20 protein-coding genes are annotated in these 20,293 nt (G+C 71.7%); 16 read left to right on the forward strand and 4 right to left on the reverse strand.

Annotated features, from left to right (window positions below):
- Positions 1–612 precede the first annotated feature (612 nt).
- From FHX81_RS31385 to FHX81_RS31400, 4 genes are all read right to left on the reverse strand, one after another.
- A complete protein-coding gene (locus FHX81_RS31385; protein ID WP_141981997.1) occupies positions 613–1,536 on the reverse strand; it encodes a hypothetical protein in 924 nt (307 codons plus the stop codon).
- Positions 1,537–1,773: 237 nt separating this feature from the next.
- Positions 1,774–2,151, reverse strand: coding sequence for a hypothetical protein (locus tag FHX81_RS31390; protein WP_141981999.1), 378 nt, complete (start codon positions 2,149–2,151; stop codon positions 1,774–1,776).
- 45 nt (positions 2,152–2,196) lie between these two features.
- The gene (locus tag FHX81_RS31395; RefSeq protein WP_141982001.1) at positions 2,197–2,943 is read right to left on the reverse strand and encodes a SigB/SigF/SigG family RNA polymerase sigma factor; all 747 of its coding nucleotides are present in this window, start codon (positions 2,941–2,943) and stop codon (positions 2,197–2,199) included.
- Positions 2,940–3,302 carry an ATP-binding protein gene (locus FHX81_RS31400; RefSeq protein ID WP_141984239.1) on the reverse strand — a complete coding sequence of 121 codons (363 nt, stop codon included), beginning with the start codon at positions 3,300–3,302 and terminating at the stop codon, positions 2,940–2,942. Before FHX81_RS31400 ends, FHX81_RS31395 begins: the two co-directional genes overlap by 4 nt.
- A 213-nt stretch (positions 3,303–3,515) precedes the next feature.
- Between FHX81_RS31400 and FHX81_RS31405 the strand changes: the two genes are divergently transcribed.
- From FHX81_RS31405 to FHX81_RS31480, 16 genes are all read left to right on the forward strand, one after another.
- The gene (locus tag FHX81_RS31405; RefSeq protein WP_141982003.1) at positions 3,516–4,301 is read left to right on the forward strand and encodes an ABC transporter ATP-binding protein; all 786 of its coding nucleotides are present in this window, start codon (positions 3,516–3,518) and stop codon (positions 4,299–4,301) included.
- The gene (locus FHX81_RS31410; RefSeq protein WP_246108061.1) at positions 4,298–5,101 is read left to right on the forward strand and encodes an ABC transporter ATP-binding protein; all 804 of its coding nucleotides are present in this window, start codon (positions 4,298–4,300) and stop codon (positions 5,099–5,101) included. Before FHX81_RS31405 ends, FHX81_RS31410 begins: the two co-directional genes overlap by 4 nt.
- Positions 5,098–6,951 carry an AMP-dependent synthetase/ligase gene (locus FHX81_RS31415; protein ID WP_141982007.1) on the forward strand — a complete coding sequence of 618 codons (1,854 nt, stop codon included), beginning with the start codon at positions 5,098–5,100 and terminating at the stop codon, positions 6,949–6,951. Before FHX81_RS31410 ends, FHX81_RS31415 begins: the two co-directional genes overlap by 4 nt.
- A complete protein-coding gene (locus FHX81_RS31420) occupies positions 6,948–7,835 on the forward strand; it encodes a branched-chain amino acid ABC transporter permease (RefSeq protein WP_141982009.1) in 888 nt (295 codons plus the stop codon). The genes FHX81_RS31415 and FHX81_RS31420 overlap by 4 nt, the downstream gene beginning before the upstream one ends.
- Positions 7,832–8,932: a branched-chain amino acid ABC transporter permease gene (locus tag FHX81_RS31425; protein WP_141982011.1), complete on the forward strand. Its 1,101-nt coding sequence runs from the start codon at positions 7,832–7,834 to the stop codon at positions 8,930–8,932. Before FHX81_RS31420 ends, FHX81_RS31425 begins: the two co-directional genes overlap by 4 nt.
- 13 nt (positions 8,933–8,945) lie before the next feature.
- Positions 8,946–10,238, forward strand: coding sequence for an ABC transporter substrate-binding protein (locus FHX81_RS31430; RefSeq protein WP_211363609.1), 1,293 nt, complete (start codon positions 8,946–8,948; stop codon positions 10,236–10,238).
- Positions 10,239–10,412: 174 nt separating this feature from the next.
- On the forward strand, positions 10,413–11,237 hold the full coding sequence (locus FHX81_RS31435) for a hypothetical protein (RefSeq protein ID WP_141982013.1): 825 nt from the start codon (positions 10,413–10,415) through the stop codon (positions 11,235–11,237).
- Positions 11,238–11,342: 105 nt separating this feature from the next.
- The gene (locus tag FHX81_RS31440; protein ID WP_141982014.1) at positions 11,343–11,951 is read left to right on the forward strand and encodes a Pvc16 family protein; all 609 of its coding nucleotides are present in this window, start codon (positions 11,343–11,345) and stop codon (positions 11,949–11,951) included.
- Complete coding sequence (locus FHX81_RS31445) at positions 11,948–13,948, forward strand: ATP-binding protein (protein WP_141982016.1); 2,001 nt, start codon at positions 11,948–11,950, stop codon at positions 13,946–13,948. Before FHX81_RS31440 ends, FHX81_RS31445 begins: the two co-directional genes overlap by 4 nt.
- 97 nt (positions 13,949–14,045) lie before the next feature.
- Positions 14,046–14,729, forward strand: a complete 684-nt coding sequence (locus FHX81_RS31450) for an eCIS core domain-containing protein (protein ID WP_141982018.1) — start codon at positions 14,046–14,048, stop codon at positions 14,727–14,729.
- A 191-nt stretch (positions 14,730–14,920) separates the two neighbouring features.
- The gene (locus tag FHX81_RS31455) at positions 14,921–16,444 is read left to right on the forward strand and encodes a phage tail sheath family protein (protein WP_141982020.1); all 1,524 of its coding nucleotides are present in this window, start codon (positions 14,921–14,923) and stop codon (positions 16,442–16,444) included.
- A gap of 29 nt (positions 16,445–16,473) precedes the next feature.
- Positions 16,474–16,917 (forward strand): phage tail protein, encoded by a 444-nt coding sequence (locus FHX81_RS31460; RefSeq protein ID WP_106618463.1) that lies wholly within the window; start codon positions 16,474–16,476, stop codon positions 16,915–16,917.
- Between the two features lie 4 nt (positions 16,918–16,921).
- Entirely contained in the window at positions 16,922–17,365 is a 444-nt protein-coding gene (locus FHX81_RS31465) for a zinc-ribbon domain-containing protein (protein WP_141982022.1), read from the forward strand.
- The gene (locus tag FHX81_RS31470; protein ID WP_141982024.1) at positions 17,362–17,520 is read left to right on the forward strand and encodes a DUF6760 family protein; all 159 of its coding nucleotides are present in this window, start codon (positions 17,362–17,364) and stop codon (positions 17,518–17,520) included. Before FHX81_RS31465 ends, FHX81_RS31470 begins: the two co-directional genes overlap by 4 nt.
- A gap of 2,042 nt (positions 17,521–19,562) precedes the next feature.
- The gene (locus FHX81_RS31475) at positions 19,563–19,853 is read left to right on the forward strand and encodes a hypothetical protein (RefSeq protein WP_141982026.1); all 291 of its coding nucleotides are present in this window, start codon (positions 19,563–19,565) and stop codon (positions 19,851–19,853) included.
- Between the two features lie 6 nt (positions 19,854–19,859).
- A complete protein-coding gene (locus tag FHX81_RS31480; protein WP_141982028.1) occupies positions 19,860–20,291 on the forward strand; it encodes a phage tail protein in 432 nt (143 codons plus the stop codon).
- The last annotated feature ends 2 nt before the right edge of the window (positions 20,292–20,293 follow it).

The raw sequence follows: 20,293 nt of genomic DNA on the forward strand, positions 1-20,293 counted from the left end.
GCGATCGGGTCACACTTATGGGTGATCAATGGCCGGAAACGTACGGAAACACTGTTACCGATCCTCGGTTGAAACCATGAGGAGCCCTCGCCAACCACACCCCCGCCCACTCCCGCTCACCGCCCGCACCACACCGCCCCGACCCCACGTCCCGCCGGGCTGGACGGCGTGGTCCGACCATCGCCGACCTGGATCGCCGGTCGACCACCGCCGGGCTGGGCAATGCGGGCACGGCCGCCGCCGCGCTGGACGGTGCCGGCCGACCGCCGCGGGGCTTGCGCTTCGCCGAGCCGACCGCCACCGGGTGGACCGCCACCGGGTGGACCGCCACCGGATGGACCGCCGCTGAGCCGGATGTCGTCCGACTGGATGTTGCCGGGCCGACCGCGGCTTGTCGGACGTCGCCGGATCGATGGCCGCCGGACCGGGAGTCATCGCGCCCCGGGATCGTCTGGCCCGGGTCGTCGCGCCGGAGCCATCGGGCCCGAGTCGTCGCGATCGTGCTGCCGGTGTCGGTGCCGCCGAGCCGGAGGTCGTCCGGCCGGAGGTCGCGGGCCGGCGTCATCGGGTCCGGAGTCGTCGGGCCGGCCGGGCCGGCCGGGCGGGTGCGGGTCAGTCGCGGAGGAGGGCTCCGACGTCTTCGTGCAGTCGGACGGCCCCGCCGACGAGCACGATCTCGGCCCCGCACTCGACCGCGCGCAGTGGCAGCACCTCGTCGGCTCGGCCGCCGTCGATCTCCTGCGAGCCGACGAGCGAGTCGGTGAGCAGGAGGGTTTCCACGCGGCCTTCGGTGAGGGCTTGGCTGACGGGGACGAGGCCGTGCACGGCGCGGCCCGTCATGCGGGTGGACTCGTCGCGGAAGCGTTCGACGACTGCGCGGCGTGCGTCCTGGTTCGCCCGGCCGGCCAGGTGCAGGACGGCTCGATCGGGTGATCCCTCGACCTCCACCACGAGGTGGTGGTAGCGGGTGGGGAGGGCGACGCGCAGGGATCGTCGGCCGGCCAGGGGACCGGCGAGGACGAGCAGCGGTGCACCCAGGCGGTCGACCAGGGTGGTGGCTTCCTCGGCGACGTCGGCCAGTTCGTCGGCTTCCAGGCGGCGGCCCGGGCGCCGGGCGCCCACCGAGGCCACGGCCACCGGGCGGCCGGTCGGGTCGACGCCGCGCAGGTCCGCGCCGTGCTCGCCGACCTGCACCACGACGTGCGGCAGGAGGGGCTCGGACAGGTCGACCAGCGGAAGGACGTACGGGAGCGGACCGCAGCGGGCTGTGTAACCCGATGGTGGGACGGGGACGTACTGGTCGACCAGCACGCGGCCGCCGCCCACGACCAGGCCGCGGCCGGCGAGGCCGCGGGGGGTCACGCCCGACATGATCGCCTTGTGCGCCAACGCCACGAGGTACGGGTCGGCGTTCATGGCCTGCAGTTGGTCGCGCATCGCCCGCCACCGCAGGTCCACGTGATCACCGACGTCGAGGAACACGGAGACGAATGGCCCTTCGACGTCGATCAGGTTCTGCAGACTCGCCGTGTGCATCGGTCCTCCCCGTTCGGGTCATACGGTTGATACCCGAAAGGGGGGTGGTGCAATCGCCTTCACCGGCAAGGGAACGCCGTCCCGCTGCGGTCGCGAAACGCCCACCGAAGCGCCCGTCCCAACGCCCACCGAAGCGCCGATCCAAACGTCCACCGAAGCGCTCATCCGAACGCCGGCCGAATCGCCCGTCGAGACGCGCGGGGAAGGAGAAGCAGGGGAAGGAGTAGCCGGGAGGGGTCAGCGGGAGTCGGCGATGCGGCGGGCGCGTTGTTCGCACCACGCGCAGCTCTCGGCGACGGCCACGGAAGCGAAGCCGATCAGCAGGTGCACCGCGTTGCCCACGAACCCGGCGTCCATCGCGCCACCCGGCTCTCCCACCCCGAACGCGAACACCACCAGGAACACCACGCCCATCAACGAGCCGACCAACCGCGCCACCCGCGTCCGCACGGCCGCCGCCCCGATCACCGCACCGGTCACCACGTGCAGCACGCCCAACCGCGGCTCGGCGCGCGCGAAGTCCACCAACCCCCACGCCACCAGCAGCACACCCAAGGACAGGGCCGTCCGCTGCGGCCACGACAACTTCGCCAGGCCCGTCACCACCGCGACCACCCCTTCTCGTCCGGCCCGTGTCCGAAGGACCCCGGTCACCGGGCGCTACTCATCGTCGAGCAGCGACCGCAACCGGGCCAGTGATCGGCTCAGCAGCCGCGACACGTGCATCTGCGACACGCCGACCGAGTCCGCGATCTGGCTCTGCGTCATCCCCCGGAAGAACCGGAGCACGACGATGCGCCTCTCCCTCTTGGGTAGCCCGCGGAGCATCGGATCCAACGCGTGGTGCAGCTCGACCACTTCCAGGGCGGGATCGTCGCTGATCAGGCGGTCGGCGTGGTTCAGCTCCTCGCTGATCGACTGCTCGTCCAACGACAGCAGGTGGTACGCCGAGGTGGCGTGCAGGCCCTCGTACACCTCGTCCACGCCGATGCCGAGGTGGCGGGCGACCTCGCTGGGGGTCGGCGTCCGCCCGGACACGCGGGACAGCTCGACGCGCGCCGTGTCGATGGCGACGCACAGCTCCTTCAACCGCCGGGGCACGCGCACCGCCCACCCCTGGTCGCGCAGGTACCGCCGCACCTCGCCGGTGATCGTCGGCACGGCGAACGCCAGGAAGTCGATCCCGCGCGTCACGTCGAACCGGTCGACCGCGTTGATCAACCCGACCGCCGCCACCTGCCGCAGGTCCTCCACCGACTCGCCGCGCTCGGCGAACCGGTCGGCGATGTGCCTGGCCATCGGCAGGTGCTCGGTGACCAGGCGGTCGCGCAACCGCTGGTAGTGCGCGCCGTCCCGCTCGGCTTCCGCCAGCTCGTGGAACAGCGGCTGGTAGTCCACGGCGTTCATGCCCGACACCTCAACTCGACCCGCAACCGGCCCTCCCCGTCAACCCAGGTGGCCACCGCATCGGTCACGGAACTGACAACCCGCCAGTACAACGAGTCATGATCGGGAACGGTGACGGCCGATGAGCGGACCTCCGCCCGGAAGCGCACGGAATCACCTTCCCGGGCGAACCGACACCGCAGGACGGCGGACGGGTCGAGCGTCCGGGAGATCAACGCGCTGCACGCCTCGTCCACCGCGATGACGAGGTCGATGGCCATCTCCGGCGTGCGCTTCGCGATCGCGGCGGCGACCGCGCGAACGGTCGAGAGGTAAGCGGGCCTGGCCGCCACCCTGAGCTCCACCTCCGAGCCGTCCATGTGTGGCGAACGCTCCTCACACCGTCGTCGTCGGTCGCGGGGGGCATACCCACCGACCTCGGCCGCTACACCAGTCCACACAGGACTGAGCAACAGAATCGAGAAAGCCGAACATGCCGTGGGCTGGTTCATCACGGTTTGCGAACAGCGGTAGGTAACCCTGTGATCGGAGTCATACTGATCGCCTCCCCGACACCCCCACGGAGGCGCCTGGTGCTGGAGGCGAACAACGTCGAGGTGGTCTACGACGACGTGATGTTGGTGCTGCGCGGCGTGAGCCTGAGGGTTCCCGAAGGGCGGATCGTCGCCCTGCTCGGCGCGAACGGAGCGGGCAAGACCACCCTGCTGCGCGCCCTGTCCGGCCTGCTCGACGTGCACGACGGCAAGATCACCCGCGGTCGGATCACGCTCGACGGCGAGCCGATCCACCGCTCGTCGCCGACGCGCATCGCGACGCTCGGCGTGAAGCAGGCGCTGGAGGGCAGGCGCATCCTGGCCGAGCTGACCGTCGAGGAGAACCTGCGCATCGGCGGGCACAGCAGGCCGCGCGGCATCAAGCGGAACCTGGACCGGATGTACGAGTTGTTCCCCCGGTTGCGCGAGCGGCGGCGGCAGAGCGCGGGCTACCTGTCCGGCGGCGAGCAGCAGATGCTGTCGATCGGCCGGGCCCTGATGTCCGAGCCGCGCTACCTGCTGCTGGACGAGCCGAGCCTCGGCCTGGCCCCGCTCATGGTCCAGCAGATCCGCGACCTCATCGTGAAGATCAACTCGGCGGGCACGACCGTGCTGCTGGTCGAGCAGAACGCGACCATGGCGCTGTCCATCGCCGACCACGGCTACGTGCTGGAGACCGGCAAGGTCGTGATGGACAAGCCCGCGGCCGCGCTGCTGGCCGACGAGGACGTGCGCGAGTTCTACCTGGGCCTGCGCGGTGAGGGCAGCGCGCAGTCGTTCCGCGACGTGAAGCACTACAAGCGGCGGAAGCGGTGGTTGTCGTGAGCCTCGCGAACGAGGGCAACGTGCTGGAAGTCGAGGACGTGACGCTGGCGTTCGACGGCGTCACGGCCGTGGACGGCGTGTCGTTCCACGTCGCCGCGGGCGAGCTGTTCGCCATCATCGGGCCCAACGGCGCGGGCAAGACGTCGATCTTCAACGTGCTGTCGGGCGTGTACCGGCCGCAGCGGGGCTCGGTGCGGTTCCGGGGCGAGGAGGTGCTCGGCCGGCGCCCGCACAGGATCGCCGCCATGGGCATCGCCCGGACGTTCCAGAACATCGAGCTGTTCGCGCACCTCACCGTGGTGGAGAACCTGATGCTGGGCCGCCACAACCACATGCGGTACGGGGCGCTCGCCGCGTTCGCGTGGGTCGGTCGGGCCCGGCGCGAGGAGCTGGCCAACCGGGCGGCCGTCGAAGAGGTGATCGACTTCCTCGAACTGGAGCAGTGGCGGCGGCTGCCGGTCGGCCTGCTGCCGTACGGCGTGCAGAAGCGCGTGGAGCTGGGGCGGGCGCTGGCCATGGAGCCGAAGGTGCTGCTGCTCGACGAGCCGGTCGCGGGCATGAACGTCGAGGAGACCGAGGACATGGCGCGGTTCGTGCTCGACGTCCGCGACGAGCTCGGCATCGCGATGATCATGGTCGAGCACGACATGGGCCTGGTGATGGACCTCGCGGACCGCGTGATGGTGCTCGACTTCGGCAAGCCGATCCGCACCGGCACGCCCGCCGAGGTGCAGCGCGACCCGGACGTCGTGCGCGCCTACCTCGGCGAGGCGCACCAGAGCGTGGGAGGTCCGGCATGACCACGACGACCACCACCGGGCTCACCACCGTCGTGACCCGCGTGCGCGACCGGGCCCTCAAGACGCCGGACGCGGTCGCGCTGCGGGCCAAGGACTTCGGGATCTGGCGCGAAGTCACCTGGGCGCGGTACTGGGCGCAGGCCGAGCTGGTCGGGCACGCCCTGCTGGCGCTCGGCGTCGACCCGGGCGACCGGGTCGCGATCCACTCCGAGAACCGGCGCGAGTGGCTCTACGCCGACATCGGCGCGGTGGCCGTGCGGGCGATCACCGTGGGCCTGTACCCGACGAACCCGGCCAGTGAGGTCGCCTACCTGCTGTCGCACTCGGGGGCGCGGGTGCTCATCGCCGAGGACCAGGAGCAGGTCGACAAGGCGCTCACCGTGCTCGACGCCCTGCCGGAGCTGGAGCGCATCGTCTACCTCGAACCGCGCGGCATCCGGCACCGCTACGACAACCCGAAGCTGCTGTCGTGGGACGACTTCCTGGCCCTGGGCGAGGAGCACCGCGCGGGCAACCCGGACGCGGTCGCGCGCCGGATGCGCGAGGTCGAGCCGGACGACGTCATGACGTTGATCTACACGTCGGGCACGACCGGTCCGCCCAAGGGCGCGATGCTGACCGTGGCGAACGTCGAGTTCGCCGTCGAGTCGCTGATCGAGGGCGGCGGCTTCACCGACCCGCCGCCGTCGCCCGAGGACATCACGCTGTCCTACCTGCCGCTGTGCCACGTCGCCGAACGCATCTTCACCACCTGGTTCAGCGCGTCGGCCGGGGTGCAGGTGCACTTCGCCGAGTCGATCGAGACCGTGCAGGCGAACCTGCGCGAGGTGCAGCCGACGATCCTGTTCGGCGTGCCGCGCATCTGGGAGAAGGTGCTGGCGGCCATCACGATCAGCGCGTCCAGTGCCACCCGGACCAAGCGGGCGACCACCCGGTTCTGGCTGCGGGTGGCCGACGGGCTCGGCGAGCAGCTCGTGCGCAACGGCGGCAACCACACCGTCGCCACGCGGCTCAAGTACGGCGTGGGCTGGCTGTTCTGCTTCCGCGCGCTGAAGACGCGGATCGGCATGCGGCACGTCCGGTACGCGTCGTCGGGCGCCGCGCCCATCTCGCCGCAGGTGCTGCGGTTCTTCATGGGCATCGGCGTGCCGATGCACGAGGTGTACGGGATGACCGAGAACAGCGCCGTCGCCACCGGCAACCGGCCCGGCCGGGTGAAGGTCGGCACGGTGGGCGAGCCGCACCCCGGCGTGGAGCTGCGGATCGCCGACGACGGCGAGATCCAGACCAGGCACGCGGGCGTGTTCGCGGGTTACTGGCGCGACGAGGACGCCACCCGGCGGGCGATGACCCCGGACGGCTGGCTGCGCACCGGTGACGTCGGCGAGTGGGTCGACGGCACGCACGTGCGCATCACCGACCGGATGAAGGACATCATCATCACCGCGGGCGGCAAGAACGTGGCGCCGTCCGAGGTCGAGAACGCGCTGAAGACCTCGCCGTACATCAAGGAAGCCGTCGTGCTCGGCGACCAGCGCCCGTACCTGGTGGCGCTGATCGGCATCGAGCAGGACACCGTCGGCCACTGGGCCAGGCAGCGCGGGATCGCCTACACCACCTACCGCGACCTCGCGGAGAAGGACGAGGTGCGCGAGTTGGTGCAGGGCATCGTGACGGAGGTCAACGAGCGGTTCGCGTCCGTGGAGCAGGTCAAGAAGTTCCGCATGCTGCCCAAGGAACTCGACCACGAGGACGGCGAGCTGACCGCGACGCAGAAGGTGAAGCGGTCGGCGCTGGCCAAGGTGTTCGGCGAGCTCGTGGACGACATGTACCTCGGGGGGCGCGGATGACCGAGTTCCTGCAATCGCTGGTCCGGGGCCTGGGCTCCGGGTCGATCTACGCGCTGCTGGCGCTGGGCTTCGTCATCATCTACAAGTCCACCCGGGTGATCAGCTTCGCCCAGCCGGCGTTCATGCTGGCGGGCGCGGTGCTGGTCAGCTACCTGGCCGCGGACGTCGGCTTCTTCGCCGCCGTGCCGATCGCCGCGGTGCTGATCGCCGTGCTGGCCCTGGGCGTGGAGCGGACCGTGCTGCGGCCGATGATCGGCAAGCCGGTGTTCGTGGTCGCGATCATCACCATCGGCGTGGACGTCGTGGTGCGCGTGGTGACCAACGCGTTCATCGGGCTGGACGTGCGGCAGGTCGGCGACCCGTGGGGCCTGTCCACGGTGACGCTGCTCGGCGTCGAGGTGCAGCAGCGGTACCTGGTCATGTTCGGCACGACGGTCGCCGTGGTCGCGGTGCTGTTCGCGTTCTTCCGGTTCTCCCGGGTCGGGCTGGCGATGCGCGCGGTGGCGCACGACCAGGAGGTCGCGCTGGCGCAGGGCATCTCGGTCGGCTCGGTGTTCGCGCTGTCGTGGGCCATCGCGGGTGGCCTGGCGGCGCTGGCCGGGGTGTTCGTGGCCACCGGCGCGGGCGTGGACCAGCAGTTGTGGGTGATCGCGCTGAAGGCGTTGCCGGCGATCATCCTCGGCGGCCTGGACTCGCTCGGCGGCGCGGTCGTCGGCGGGCTCGCGGTCGGGGTGGTGGAGTCGCTGGTCGGCACCTACCAGGGTGACGTCGCGCCGTGGCTCGGACCGAACTTCGCGCTCGTCGCGCCGTACGTGCTGATGCTGGTCGTGCTGCTCCTGCGGCCCTACGGGCTGTTCGGCAGCAAGGAGGTTGAGCGCCTGTGAAGGGTCGTCCGGAGCTTTACACCTCCTACGAGCAGGACATGGCGTTCCTCAACACACGCCCCAAGCGGACGTGGACGGGGGCGTTGGTGGTGGTGGCGCTGCTGGTGCCGTTCGCCATCACGGACGACCTGCTCATGTTGCTGGCCACGGGATTCGTGGCGGCGATCGGCGCGATCGGGTTGAACATCGTGACCGGGTACGCGGGGCAGGTGTCGTTGGGGCACGCGTTCTTCCTCGCCATCGGCGCGTACACGGGCGCGGCGCTGTCGGGCGACCCGGACGGGCGGGTCCTCGGGTTCGGCGTGACGTCGCTGCCCGTGTGGTTGCTGGCGTCCGGCCTGGTGGCGGGGTTGGCGGGGCTGGTCGTGGCGCCGATCGCGGTGCGGTTGCGGGGCCTGTACCTGGCGATCGTGACGCTGGGGCTGGTGTTCCTCGGCGAGCACGTGTTCCGCGAGTGGACGTCGTTGACCGGCGGTCCGGGCGTGGGGCGGCCGGCGGCGGTGCCGGAGCTGTTCGGCGTGCGGCTGGACCGACCCTCGGAGTTCTTCAGCGGGCCGCAGCAGCTCTACCTGCTGATGTTCGTGCTGCTGGTGATCTTCGCGGTGCTCGCGCGCAACCTGGTGCGGTCGCGGATCGGGCGCGCGTTCGCGGCGGTGCGGGACCGGGACCTGGCGGCGGCCGTGATCGGCGTCGACCTGACCCGGTACAAGGCGCTGGCGTTCGCCGTGTCGTCGTTCTACGCCGGTGTGGCGGGCTCGTTGTTGTTCGTGGTCAACGGGTTCTTCGACCCCGGCTCGTTCGGCCTGCTGCTGTCGGTGCAGTACATCGCCATGGTGCTCATCGGCGGTGCGGGCACGATCTCCGGCGCGATCATGGGCGCGCTGTTCATCACGCTGCTGCCGCGCATCACCCGGGAACTCCCGGCGGTGTTGCCGTTCATCAGCTCGGACGCGACCGGTGCGGTCACGGTGTTCCAGGTCGAGGCGGTCCTGTACGGGCTGCTGATCGTGGTGTTCCTGATCGTGGAGCCACGGGGCCTGTTCGGTATCTGGGTGCGCGTCCGCAACTACTGGCGCACGTGGCCTTTCTCGTACTGAAAGGGTGGATGGGATGGCAAGTCACAGAGCGGTGCTCGCGGTGCTCTCCGTGGTGGCGCTGGCCGCCGTCGCGTGCCGCGGCGGCGACGGCGCGGCACCGCAGGAGGGCAAGGGCGGTATCAAGGTCGACTTCGGCGTGACCAGCGAGCCGTGCCCGGACACCGGTCACAGTGACCGGGGCTGCATCTACCTCGGATCGATCTCGGACCTGACCGAAGGGCCGTTCAAGACGCTCGCGGTGCCGATCACGGACTCGCAGAAGGCGTTCTGGAAGCGCGTCAACGACCAGGGCGGCATCGGCGGCTACGACGTCGACGTCACCACCTACGTCAAGGACAACAAGTACAACCCGCAGATCCACAACCAGGTCTACCAGGAGATGAAGGGCAAGATCCTGGCCCTGGCGCAGACCCTGGGCTCGCCGACGACCGCGGCGATCCTGCCCGACCTGGAGAGCACGCAGATGGTGAGCGTGCCCGCGTCGTGGACGTCGCTGTGGGGCGTGGAGGAGGTCGTGCTGGAGTCCGGCGCGAACTACTGCGTCGAGTCGATGAACTCCGTCGACTACGCGGTGGACGAGCTGGGCGCGAAGAGCGTGATGGCCGTGCACCTGCCCGGTGACTACGGCGACGACGCGGCGGCGGGCGCGAAGATCGCGGCCGAGAAGCGCGGGGTGACGTTCACCAGCGCGGTGACCCAGACCGGCCAGGACAACCAGGGCGGCGCGATCGACGCCGTGCTGGCGAACAAGCCGGACGTGGTCATCCTGACCGCCGGGCCGACCGACGCCGCGGTGATCATCGGTCAGACGGCGGCACGCGGGTTCAAGGGCAAGTTCATCGGCACGTCGCCGACGTGGAACCAGGGCCTGATGCAGAGCCCCGCCGCGCCCGCGATCAAGGCGCTGTACCTCCAGTCGGCGCCGTGGAAGTCGTGGGCCACGGACAGCCCGGGGCACAAGGCGCTGCGCGAGGCCCTGCCGAGCGTGACGCCGAACGACGGCTACACGGCCGGCTGGGTGTGGTCGTACCCGTTGAAGGCGGCGCTGCAGAAGGCGGCCGAGAACAAGGACCTCACCCGCGCCGGCGTGCTGGCGGCCGTGCGCCAGTTGCGGTCGGTGGACTACGAGGGCATGTTGCCCGAGGGCGCGGGCAACTTCGCGGGCAACTCGAACGACGCCGCGTTCCGGCAGACGCTGATCTACAAGCCGGACGAGCAGGCGGCGACCGGGGTGGGCCTGGTGGAGGACTTCTTCACCGGGCCGACGGCGAAGGACTTCAAGTTCGAGAAGCCCTGCTACACCTGATCGTCGCGTTCGTCGGCACCCCGGTCGTCCGCGGCCGGGGTGCCGCCGCGTCCGCGTCGGGGTGCTCAGCCGGCCCTCGCCGAGGTGGCGGTTCCGTCCTACCGTGGGGGACGTCCTGGTCATCCGGGTGCGGGTGGCCGGACAGCCCTTCGCACCCGACCACCGGAGGACGTCGTGTCGCACGCCCGGGAACCGGAGACCACCCCTACCGCGAAGCCCTCCGCGGCCGGCCGCGGACGCCTCGAACCCGACCTCGACCCGGCGACGGCGGTCGCGTCGGGGCAGCCCCGTTCGGCGCCGCCCGGTGTCGTCCGCTCCGTCGCACTGGCGGTGCAGCGCGCGGCGGGCAACAGAGCCGCCACCGCGCTCGTCGAGGGCGTCGGGCCGACCGTGCAGCGCACGGTGGGCATCGTCGACCCGCCGGGCTACGAGCAGTCCGGTGTGCTCCGGGGCGAGAAGACGGGGGACTACAAGAACGCCGAGTTCGACTTCACGGCGAAGTTCGACCCGGTGCCGGCCGGCACCGCACAGCACCCCCTGGAAGTGCGGCAGGAGATCCGGTGGGACAAGGAGTACGAGGACACCGCCGGGGGTCCGCCGCCGCACTTCGGCGACGCCGCGGCGGACGTGTGGCACGAGGACCGCTCCCCCGACACCCCCGCCAACGACGTCGACCCGGCCGTGCCGGGCACGCGGTACGGGCACCGGGCCGGCAAGTACGCCAACCCGTTCCAGGAACGGGACGACCTCGACAAGTACGTGGAGGCCGGTGACCGGACCTTCTCGGACCGGCTGATCGGCGAGGAGTACGTGGGGAGCGACTCGCCGAAGGTCGGGCTCGCCTCCCAGGGGCGGTTCGACTTCCGGCTCACGGCGGTGGACACGACAGCGGGCGATCGGGTCCTGGCCACCAGCGAGACCCTGACCGTCGACTGGAACGACGCCGCCGACGAGCCGTCCAGCGCGCAGGAAGGGGAAACCGACCGCGCCGGTCAGTGACCGGCCCGACGCGGGCGCCGCTGCCCACAAGGGCAACGGGCGCTGCCCCAAGGTTCGCCGAGGGGCCGCTGGTCCGCGTGGCCGTGCCGGGTCGACAGTGGGTGCGTGATCCACGAGGTTGACGAGGCGTTGAGGCGGTTGGTCCGGGACGACGCGTTGCGCGGCACGGACGTCGAGGTGGCGTTCGAGGCGCCCACGAAGGACTGGGCGGCCCGGCGCAACGCGCCCACCGTCGACGTCTACCTCTACGACATCCGCGAGGACCTGCGCCGCCGGCAGCGCGGTCTGCTCAACGACTACCGGAACGGCCAGGTCACCGCCCGCCGCCTGCCACCGCGCCACATCAAGCTGTCCTACCTGGTCACGGCCTGGACCCAGCGGTCGGAGGACGAGCACCGGCTGCTGTCGGAGCTGCTGGTCGGGTTCCTGCGGCACGAGTCCGTGCCCGTCGGTCTGCTCACCGGCACGCTGGCCGACCTGGGCCTGCCGGTGCCGATGACGGTCGCGCTGCCGCCGCCGGAGGACCGGGCGTTCGCCGACGTGTGGACCGCGCTGGGCGGTGAGCTGAAACCGTCGCTGGACGTGGTGGTGTCCGCGCCGGTCGACTCCGGCCGGGTGTTCGCGGCCGGCCCGCCGGTCGAGGACGGCCTGCGGCTGGCCATGGGCGGCGACTCGGTCGGCCACCGCGTGGCCATGAGCCGCAGGCGCCCGTGAACACCGGCAGCCTGCCCCACCTGTTCACCCGGCTCGCCGCGCTGGAGCGGCGCATCCGGGCGGCGGTCGCGGCGCGCCGCCGCGCCGACACCAACCCGGACGACCCGTTCCGCGGCCTGTACCTGTCCGACGAGGTGATCGACGCCCTGCTGGCCACCCCGCGCGAGCCGTTCGTGCCGTTCCAGGAGTCCGCGGCGTCGGGCCGGCTCGGCCGGCTCGCCGAGACCGCGGCGCTGTCCGGCCTGGACGTCGAGCTGCTGCTGGTCGCGCTCGCGCCGGACGTGGACAGCCGGTTCGAGCAGTTCTACGGCTACCTCAACGACGACGTGACGCGCCGCCGCGCCACCGCGGGCCTGGCGCTGCGGTTGTGCGGGCTGCCCGAGGCGTCCGCGGCGGGCCGGGCGCGGCTCGACCCCGCGTCACCGCTGAGGTCGGCCGGACTGCTCGTGGTGGACGACCGGGAGCGCCCGTTCCTGTCCCGGTCGCTGCGCGTGCCCGACCGGGTGGTGGGCCACCTGCTGGGCGACGACCTGCCCGACGCCACGCTCGCCGGCGTCGCCCGGGTCGTGGACGAGGTGACCGCCGCGGACGTCGGCCGGCTGCACCGCGCGCTGCGGGCCCACGTCCACCTCGTCTACCTGCGGGAACGGCCCGGTGGCGGTGCGCGCGAGATGGCCGCCGCCGCGTTGCGGCACGCCGGGTTCGCCGTGCTGGAGGTCGACGCGGCCCGGCTGCGCGCCGAACCGGACCGGCAGGCGGCGACCGCCGCCGTGCTGCGCGAGGCCGTGCTGCGGCACGCCGGGGTGGTGCTCGGCCCGGTCGAGGACGAGCCGCCGCTGGCCGCGTTGACGCACCCCGCGATCCCGCTGGTGGTGTTCGGCCCGAACGTGTGGGACCCGCGCTGGAGCGCCGACCCGCCGCTGCCGCAGGACGCCTCGCCGCTGCCCGCCGCCGACCGCGCCGAACTGTGGCGGGCCAGGCTGGACGGCGGTCTCGCGCCCGGCGTCGACCCGGCCGCCGCCACCGCGCACTTCGTCCTCGGACCCGGTCAGATCACCCGCGCCGCCCGGGCCGCTTCGGTGTCCGCGCTGGTCGACGGCGGTGTCGTGACCACCGAGCACCTGCGGGCGGGCGCGCGCAGCCAGAACGCGGCCGGCCTGCACCGGCTCGCCCGCCGGATCGAGCCCGCCGTCGGCTGGGACGACCTCGTGCTGCCGTCCGGCGTGGTGGGCCTGCTGCGCGAGCTGGCCGCCCGCGCCCGCCACCGCGACCGGGTGATCGACGAGTGGCGGATGCGGCCGGGCGGTGGCCGGGGGCGCGGCGTCACCGGGCTGTTCGCGGGCGACTCGGGCACCGGCAAGACGATGTCCGCCGAGGTCATCGCCGCGTCGCTGGGCCTGGACCTCTACACGGTGAACCTGGCGACCGTGGTGGACAAGTACGTCGGCGAGACGGAGAAGAACCTGGAGCGGATCTTCACCGAGGCGGCGGGCGTGAACGGCGTGCTGCTGTTCGACGAGGCCGACGCGATCTTCGGCAAGCGGTCCGAGGTGCGTGACGCGCACGACCGCTACGCCAACATCGAGAGCGCGTACCTGTTGCAGCGCATGGAGACCTTCGACGGGATCGCGGTGCTGGCCACGAACCTGCGCGCGAACCTGGACGAGGCGTTCACCCGCCGGTTGGACGTGGTGGTCGACTTCCCGCTGCCCGACGAGCCGCTGCGCCGCCTGCTGTGGGACCGCTGCCTGGGCGTGACCGCGCCGCGCGCCGAGGTGGACCTGGACTTCCTGGCCTCGGCGTTCGAGCTGGCCGGCGGCCACATCCGGTCGGCCGCGGTGACCGCCGCCTACCTGGCGGCCGAGGCGGGCGGCCCGGTGGGGATGGCGGAGGTGGTCGGCGCGGTGGCGCGCGAGTACCGGAAGCTGGGCCGGCTGGTGGGCGAGCGCGAGTTCGGCCGGTACCTGGGGCTGGCGGTGGCGGACGCGGGCCGGTGAGCCGCCCTTTCGGGCAGCCACCACCGCCCCGCCGGTCCTGGTTCACGGGCGTGCCGCGATTGCACGATGGACGCGGACTCCGTTCTAGGGGGCGACCATGCGCGAGCACGACCACGACCACGGCGGCGGCTTCCGGCCCAGGGGCGACCGCGTCGGGCAGGCCGACCACGACCTGGTGGGCCGGGCGGCCGCGGCCGGACGGCCGGACGTCCTCGGCGCGGCCGGGCTGCTCGACCTGCAACGGGCGGTCGGCAACGCGGGCGCGAGCACGCTCGTGGAGGAGGCGGGCGAGTCACCGGTGCACGACGTGGTGCGCTCCGGCGGCACACCGCTGGACGCGGGCGTGCGCGAGGACATGGAGTCCCGGTTCGGGCAGGACTTCGGCGACGTGCGCGTGCACACCGGCGGCGCGGCGCACGAGTCGGCGAAGTCGGTCAACGCGCAGGCGTACACGGTCGGTTCGAACATCGTGTTCCAGAACGACCGGTACGACCCGTCGTCCGACTCGGGCAGGCACATGCTGGCGCACGAGCTGACGCACGTCGTGCAGCAGCGCAACGGACCCGTGGACGGCACCGACGCGGGCGGCGGCGTGAAGGTCAGCGACCCGTCCGACCGGTTCGAGCGGGAGGCGAGCACCAACGCCGACCGGGTCATGGCGACACCCGCGCCCGCCGTGCAACGGGAAGAGGTGCCGGCCGGGGACGAGGTCGTGGACGAGCCGACGGCGCAGACCTACCTCGAGCCGACCGCGCAGCGGGACGAGGACGAGGCGGTCTGACCGACACCGCCGCCGAACCCCGCCGTGCCTCCCGCGCGGCGGGGTTCTCGTTTTCCGGCAACGGATCCCGCGGCTGCACCTTTGGGCAGCCAACCGCGTACCCGGGCACAGCCCCGCGGTCGTTTCGTCCGGCGGCGCCGCACAGCAGCATCGACGGCACAGCTGGTTCCGCACGACTTGGGAGGCAACCGATGCCCACCTATCTCTCCCCGGGGGTGTACGTCGAGGAGGTGGAGGCTGGTGCGCGGCCCATCGAGGGCGTGGGCACCGCCGTCGCCGCCTTCGTCGGCTTCGCGGCCCGGGGCCCGTTCAACACGCCGACGCTGGTGTCGAACTGGGCGCAGTACACGCAGGTCTTCGGCGACTTCGTGCCCGACTGCCACCTGGCCCAGTCCGTGTACGGGTACTTCCTCAACGGTGGCACGAACTGCTACGTCGTCCGCATCGGCGGCGAGCGCGCCAAGGGCAACGGGCACCTGCCCGCGGGCGGCGCGCAGGCCTCGCTCGGCGGCTACCGGGTCACCGCGCGCGAGCTCGGCGCGGGCGAGATCACCGTGGAGGTCGCCGACCCCGCGGGCGAGAACCAACCGGACGACCGGTTCGCGCTGCTGGTCAAGCAGGACGGCAAGGTGGTCGAGACGCACCAGGTGAGCACCAAGCGCACCAAGGACAACGTCGTCACCGTCGTGCAGGAGAAGTCCAAGCTCATCACCGTCGAGGAGACGTCGCCCAACGCGGTGGCCAAACCCGACAAGGGCAGCGTCACCCTCGCGGAACCGGCCGGATCCGCGCCCGTGCCGCGCAAGATCGCGGCCGACGACTACGTGGGCGACGTGTCCGACCGGACCGGGTTCGGCGGCCTGGAGGCGATCGACGAGATCACCATGGTCGCGGTGCCGGACCTGATGAGCAGCTACCAGCGCGGCGCGATCTCGTTGGAGTCGGTGAAGGCCGTGCAGCTGGCGATGATCGCCCACTGCGAGCTGATGGGTGACCGGATCGCCGTGCTCGACACCCCGCCCGACCTGAACCCGCAGCAGGTCAAGGACTGGCGGCTCAACGGCGCGGGCTACGACTCGAAGTACGCGGCGCTGTACTACCCGTGGATCAAGATCTTCGACCCGGCGACCGACGACCACTCGTTCATCCCGCCGAGCGGGCACATGGCCGGCGTGTGGGCGCGCACCGACGCCACGCGCGGCGTGCACAAGGCGCCGGCGAACGAGGTCGTGCGCGGCGCGGTGGCGTTGCAGACGCAGCTGACGAAGGCGGAGCAGGAGCTGCTGAACCCGATCGGCGTCAACTGCGTGCGGGCGTTCCCCGGTCGCGGCATCCGGGTGTGGGGCGCGCGCACGCTGTCGTCCGACGCGGCGTGGCGCTACCTGAACGTGCGGCGGCTGTTCAACTACCTGGAGGAGTCCATCCTCGACGGCACCCAGTGGGTCGTGTTCGAGCCGAACGACGACGCGCTGTGGGCCAGGATCCGGCGCACCATCAGCGCTTTCCTGGTCACCGAGTGGCGCAAGGGCGCGTTGTTCGGGCTGACGCCCGACGAGGCGTTCTACGTCAAGTGCGACCGCGAGACGAACCCGGCCGAGAGCATCGACCTCGGCCAGGTGATCTGCGAGGTCGGCATCGCGCCGGTCAAGCCCGCGGAGTTCGTGGTGTTCCGGCTGGCGCAGATCTCCGGCGGCACCAGCCTCGTCAACGAGTAGCCGAGTCCTAGGTCAAAGGCGGTTTGGTCATGGCTCTTCCCGAACTCGACACCTCGGTGGGCCACTCGTTCGGCCTGGAGGTCGACGGTGTCGCGATCAAGCAGATCTCGGAGGTGTCCGGGCTGAAGATGGAGCAGGACGTCATCGAGCTGAAGACGAACACGGCGGACGGCAAGTACGTCATCAAGAAGCTGCCCGGCAAGCCCAAGGCGGGCGAGGTCACCCTCACCCGCGGGCTCACCGACGACCAGAGCTTCGAGAAGTGGGTGAAGGACGCGCACTTCGGCCGGATGGGCAACGCGCGCAAGGGCGGGGCGATCATCGTCTACGACTACGAGGGGCAGCCCATCAAGAGGTACAAGCTGACCAACGCCTGGCCGAAGTCGTTGGAGATCGGCACGTTGAAGGCGGGCGACACCAGCGTGCTCACCGAGAAGCTGGTCGTGACGTACGAGATGATGGAAGTCGAGTGACGCCATGCGCAGGGTGATGGCGGCGGTGGCAGCCGAGGCGCCGGTGTCCTCGGGTTCGGGGTCGGGCCCGGTATCGCCGATGCGCACGGAGTTCGCCTTCGAGCTGCCGCGCGGGTACGTCGACGACAACGGCGAGGTGCACCGCTCCGGCGTGATGCGCCTGGCGACCGCGCGGGACGAGCTGGTGCCGTTGCGGGACGACCGGGTGCGGGAGAACTCGGCGTACCTGACCGTGGTGCTGCTCGCCCGGGTGATCGTGCGGATCGGGTCGGTGACCGACGTGCACGTCGGGGTGGTCGAGAACCTGTTCGCGTCGGACCTCGCGTTCCTGCAGGACATGTACCGGCGGGTGAACAGCGAGGGGCACACGCGCGCGGCGGTCGCGTGCCCGTCGTGCGGGAGCGGGTTCGAGGTCGACGTGGCCGGTGGCCGCCTGGGGGAATCGTGACGTACGGGACCGACCGGCTGCACGAGGAGGTCGCGTACGTGGCGTACCACTTCCACTGGTCGTGGGACTCGATCCTGGACCTGGAGCACGCGGACCGGTTGCGGTACGTGGCGGAGATCGGGCGGATCAACACTCGGATCAGCCAGGGGCGGTGAGGGTTGTGCGGTGGCCTTGGCGGCGCGAGGCGGGGCGTCCTGCTGCTGCTCTGCCCGTGCGGCGGGGGGAGTGGCGGGGGTTGCCGCCGATCCAGCGGGTGGTGCGGGCGCACCCGTTGGTGAACCCGGTGGAGCGGTTCTCCGGGTCGTTGACATCGTGGCGGTCGCCGGGCTACTTGGCGCCGTTGGGGCATCGGGTGGGGGTGGAGGAGCCGTCGGGGGTGATCGACGGGGTGGTGCAGCGGGTGGTGGAGATGCCGGTCGCGCGGCCTGCGGAGGTGGAAGGGCGCGGTTCGCGGGTGGGTGGTGCGTGGTCGCGGATCCTCGGTGCGGTCGGTGCGGGGGTTCAGCCGGGTGAACCGCGTGAGACCGCCGTGGTGCGGCAGGAGGTCGGGCAACCGGTGCAGCGGTTGGCCTCCGACCCGACGCCCACCGGGAGCCCGACGGGGAGTCGCGACGCTGCAACAGATCCTGCAACCGCGCCGTCCTTCGCGGGTCCGCCGCCGCTGAACCCGCCGACGACACGAGTCCCGGCCGCCCTCCCGAGCCGGAACCCGGTGAGCGAGCCCGTGTCGACCGGCCCGGTGGTGGATGAGGTGCCGGCGACTGCTGGGTCGGTGAGCGAGGCAGCGGTGGTCCAGCGCGATTCTCGTCGCGACCTCGCAATCAGATCCGCAGGGCACAGTCCGGCCGGTCGGCAATCGAGGACCGAGGTACCGCCGGTGTGGCGGTCGGTCGGCGAGGTTCCGGCCGGACGTGGGCCGGCGGCCGACTCGCCGACTGCTCGACGCCCGGTGGACCAGCCGCCGACCGCGCGGCGTCGAGTGGGCGACGGTCCGACAGTGCAGGGTCCGGTCGGTGGGGTTGCGGCCGGACGTGGGCCGGCGGCCGACTCGCCGGCCGTCCGGGACCAAGGGGGTCAGCCGCCGGCTGCGCAGCGCCTGGTGGGCGGGGGTTCGGCTGGACAGGGGTTGGTGGGTGAGATCCCGGCCGGACGTGGGCTGGTGGGTGACTCGCCGGCTGCTCAGGGCGGAGCGGGTGGGTTGTCGAGCCCGCCGGATCGGGCGGGTGCGGTGCCGGCTGCGCAGCGTCGGGTGGACGAGGGGGCGGCTGGGCAGGGGTTGGTGGGGGGAGCTCCGCAGGCGGGGCGAGGCCGGGTCGGCGAGGTCGCGTCGGTGCAGGGGTGGGTGACTCGAGGGCGGGCGGGTTCGGAACCGGTGAGCGCAGGTCCGGTGAACCCCGGACCATCGAGCCCCGGACCAATGGGCCCTCGACTTGAGCGCCCACGTCCGGTGGGCTTCGGTCCGGGCAACGCGGGTGTGGTGGGTGCGGGTCCGGCGGGTGCGGGTCCGGTGAGTCCCGGTCTGGTGAGCGCGGGTTCGGCGAACCTGAGGTCGGTGGGTGCGGGCCCGGCGGTGAGTGTGAGCCGAGCGAGTGAGGAGCCGGTGCCGGGCGTGAGTCGCGGTGGCCGGGAGCCGGTGCTGGGTGTGAGTCGTGTGAGTGAGGAGCCGGTGCCGGGTGTCAGCCGGGTGAGTTCAGAGCCGGTGGGTTCGAGTCAGGTGGGTTGGGAGCCGGCGGGTTCGGGTTTGGTGGGTTCGGATTCGGTAGGTCTGCGGCCGGTCGGTTCGGGGCCGGTGGGTGTGGGGCCGGTGGGTGTGGGGCCGGTGGGTCTGCGGTCGGTCGGCCAGGAGCCGGTGGGTGTGGGATCGGTGGATCTGGGGCCGGTGGGCCATGAGTCGGTGGGCCGGGGGCCGGTGGTTCAGCGAGTCCCCTCGCGCGCCGTTGAGCATGATCCGGGCATGGGGGCTTCAGCCGGCCCTCAGCCGGTGGCTCGGGCACTGGTGGGGCTCGGGCCCCCGCTGTCGCGTTCGACGGTCACGCGGTCCGTGGGGCAGGGCACGCCGCCGGTGACGGGCCAGGCCGGTGGGGCCGGGAAGTCCGAACGGCCGGCGGTGGTCGCCGGCGGATCGGAGGTTCCGGTCCAGGCGGTGGCCGGCGTGCAGCGGGTGGCGGTGGAAGTGGGGCGAGGGAGGGGGTTGGGCATGCCGATCACTTCCGGGGAACGGGCCAGGCCGGCGCTGGCGGAGCAACCGGCCGTCGTCCAGGTCGTGCAGAGGGAAGTGGAAGTGCTGTCGGCTCAGCCGTCGCCCGAGCCGTCGGCACCACCGGCCGATGTGGTGGCACCGGCGCAGACGCATGCGGACGGCGACGTGGTGGGACCGGAGCCCGAGGAACTGCTGAAGAAGCTCTACGACCCGCTCGTCCGGCGGCTCAAGGCCGACCTGTGGCTCGACCGCGAACGGCGCGGGGCGTTGACCGATCGGTGGAGGTGAGACGGTATGGCCGAGGTGGATGAGGCGGTGTCCGTGTGCTTCGTCGTGCGCATCGACGACGAGAGCCTCGGCTCCTTCAACAGCTGCGACGGGCTCGGCGTGGAGTTCACCGTCGAGCAGCGCGAAGAAGGCGGCAACAACGGGATGGTGTGGCAACTGCCCACCCGGATCAAGTACTCCAACGTCAAGCTCTCCCGCCCGGTCACCAAGGACAGCGCGAAGATCATCAAGTGGATCGCGGGCATGGCGGCCGGCGTCACGCGCAAGACCGCGATCATCGAAGCGCGAACGCTCGCGGGCACGGTGATCGCCAGTTGGGCGCTCTCCGGCGTCGTCCCGGTCCGGTGGAGCGGACCCCAGCTGTCCGCCGACTCGCCCAAGGTCGCCACCGAGACCCTGGAACTCGCCCACCACGGCTTCCTCAGCACGGCGAGGTGACG

The organism is Saccharothrix saharensis (genome assembly GCF_006716745.1).
Classification (GTDB): Bacteria; Actinomycetota; Actinomycetes; order Mycobacteriales; family Pseudonocardiaceae; genus Actinosynnema; species Actinosynnema saharense.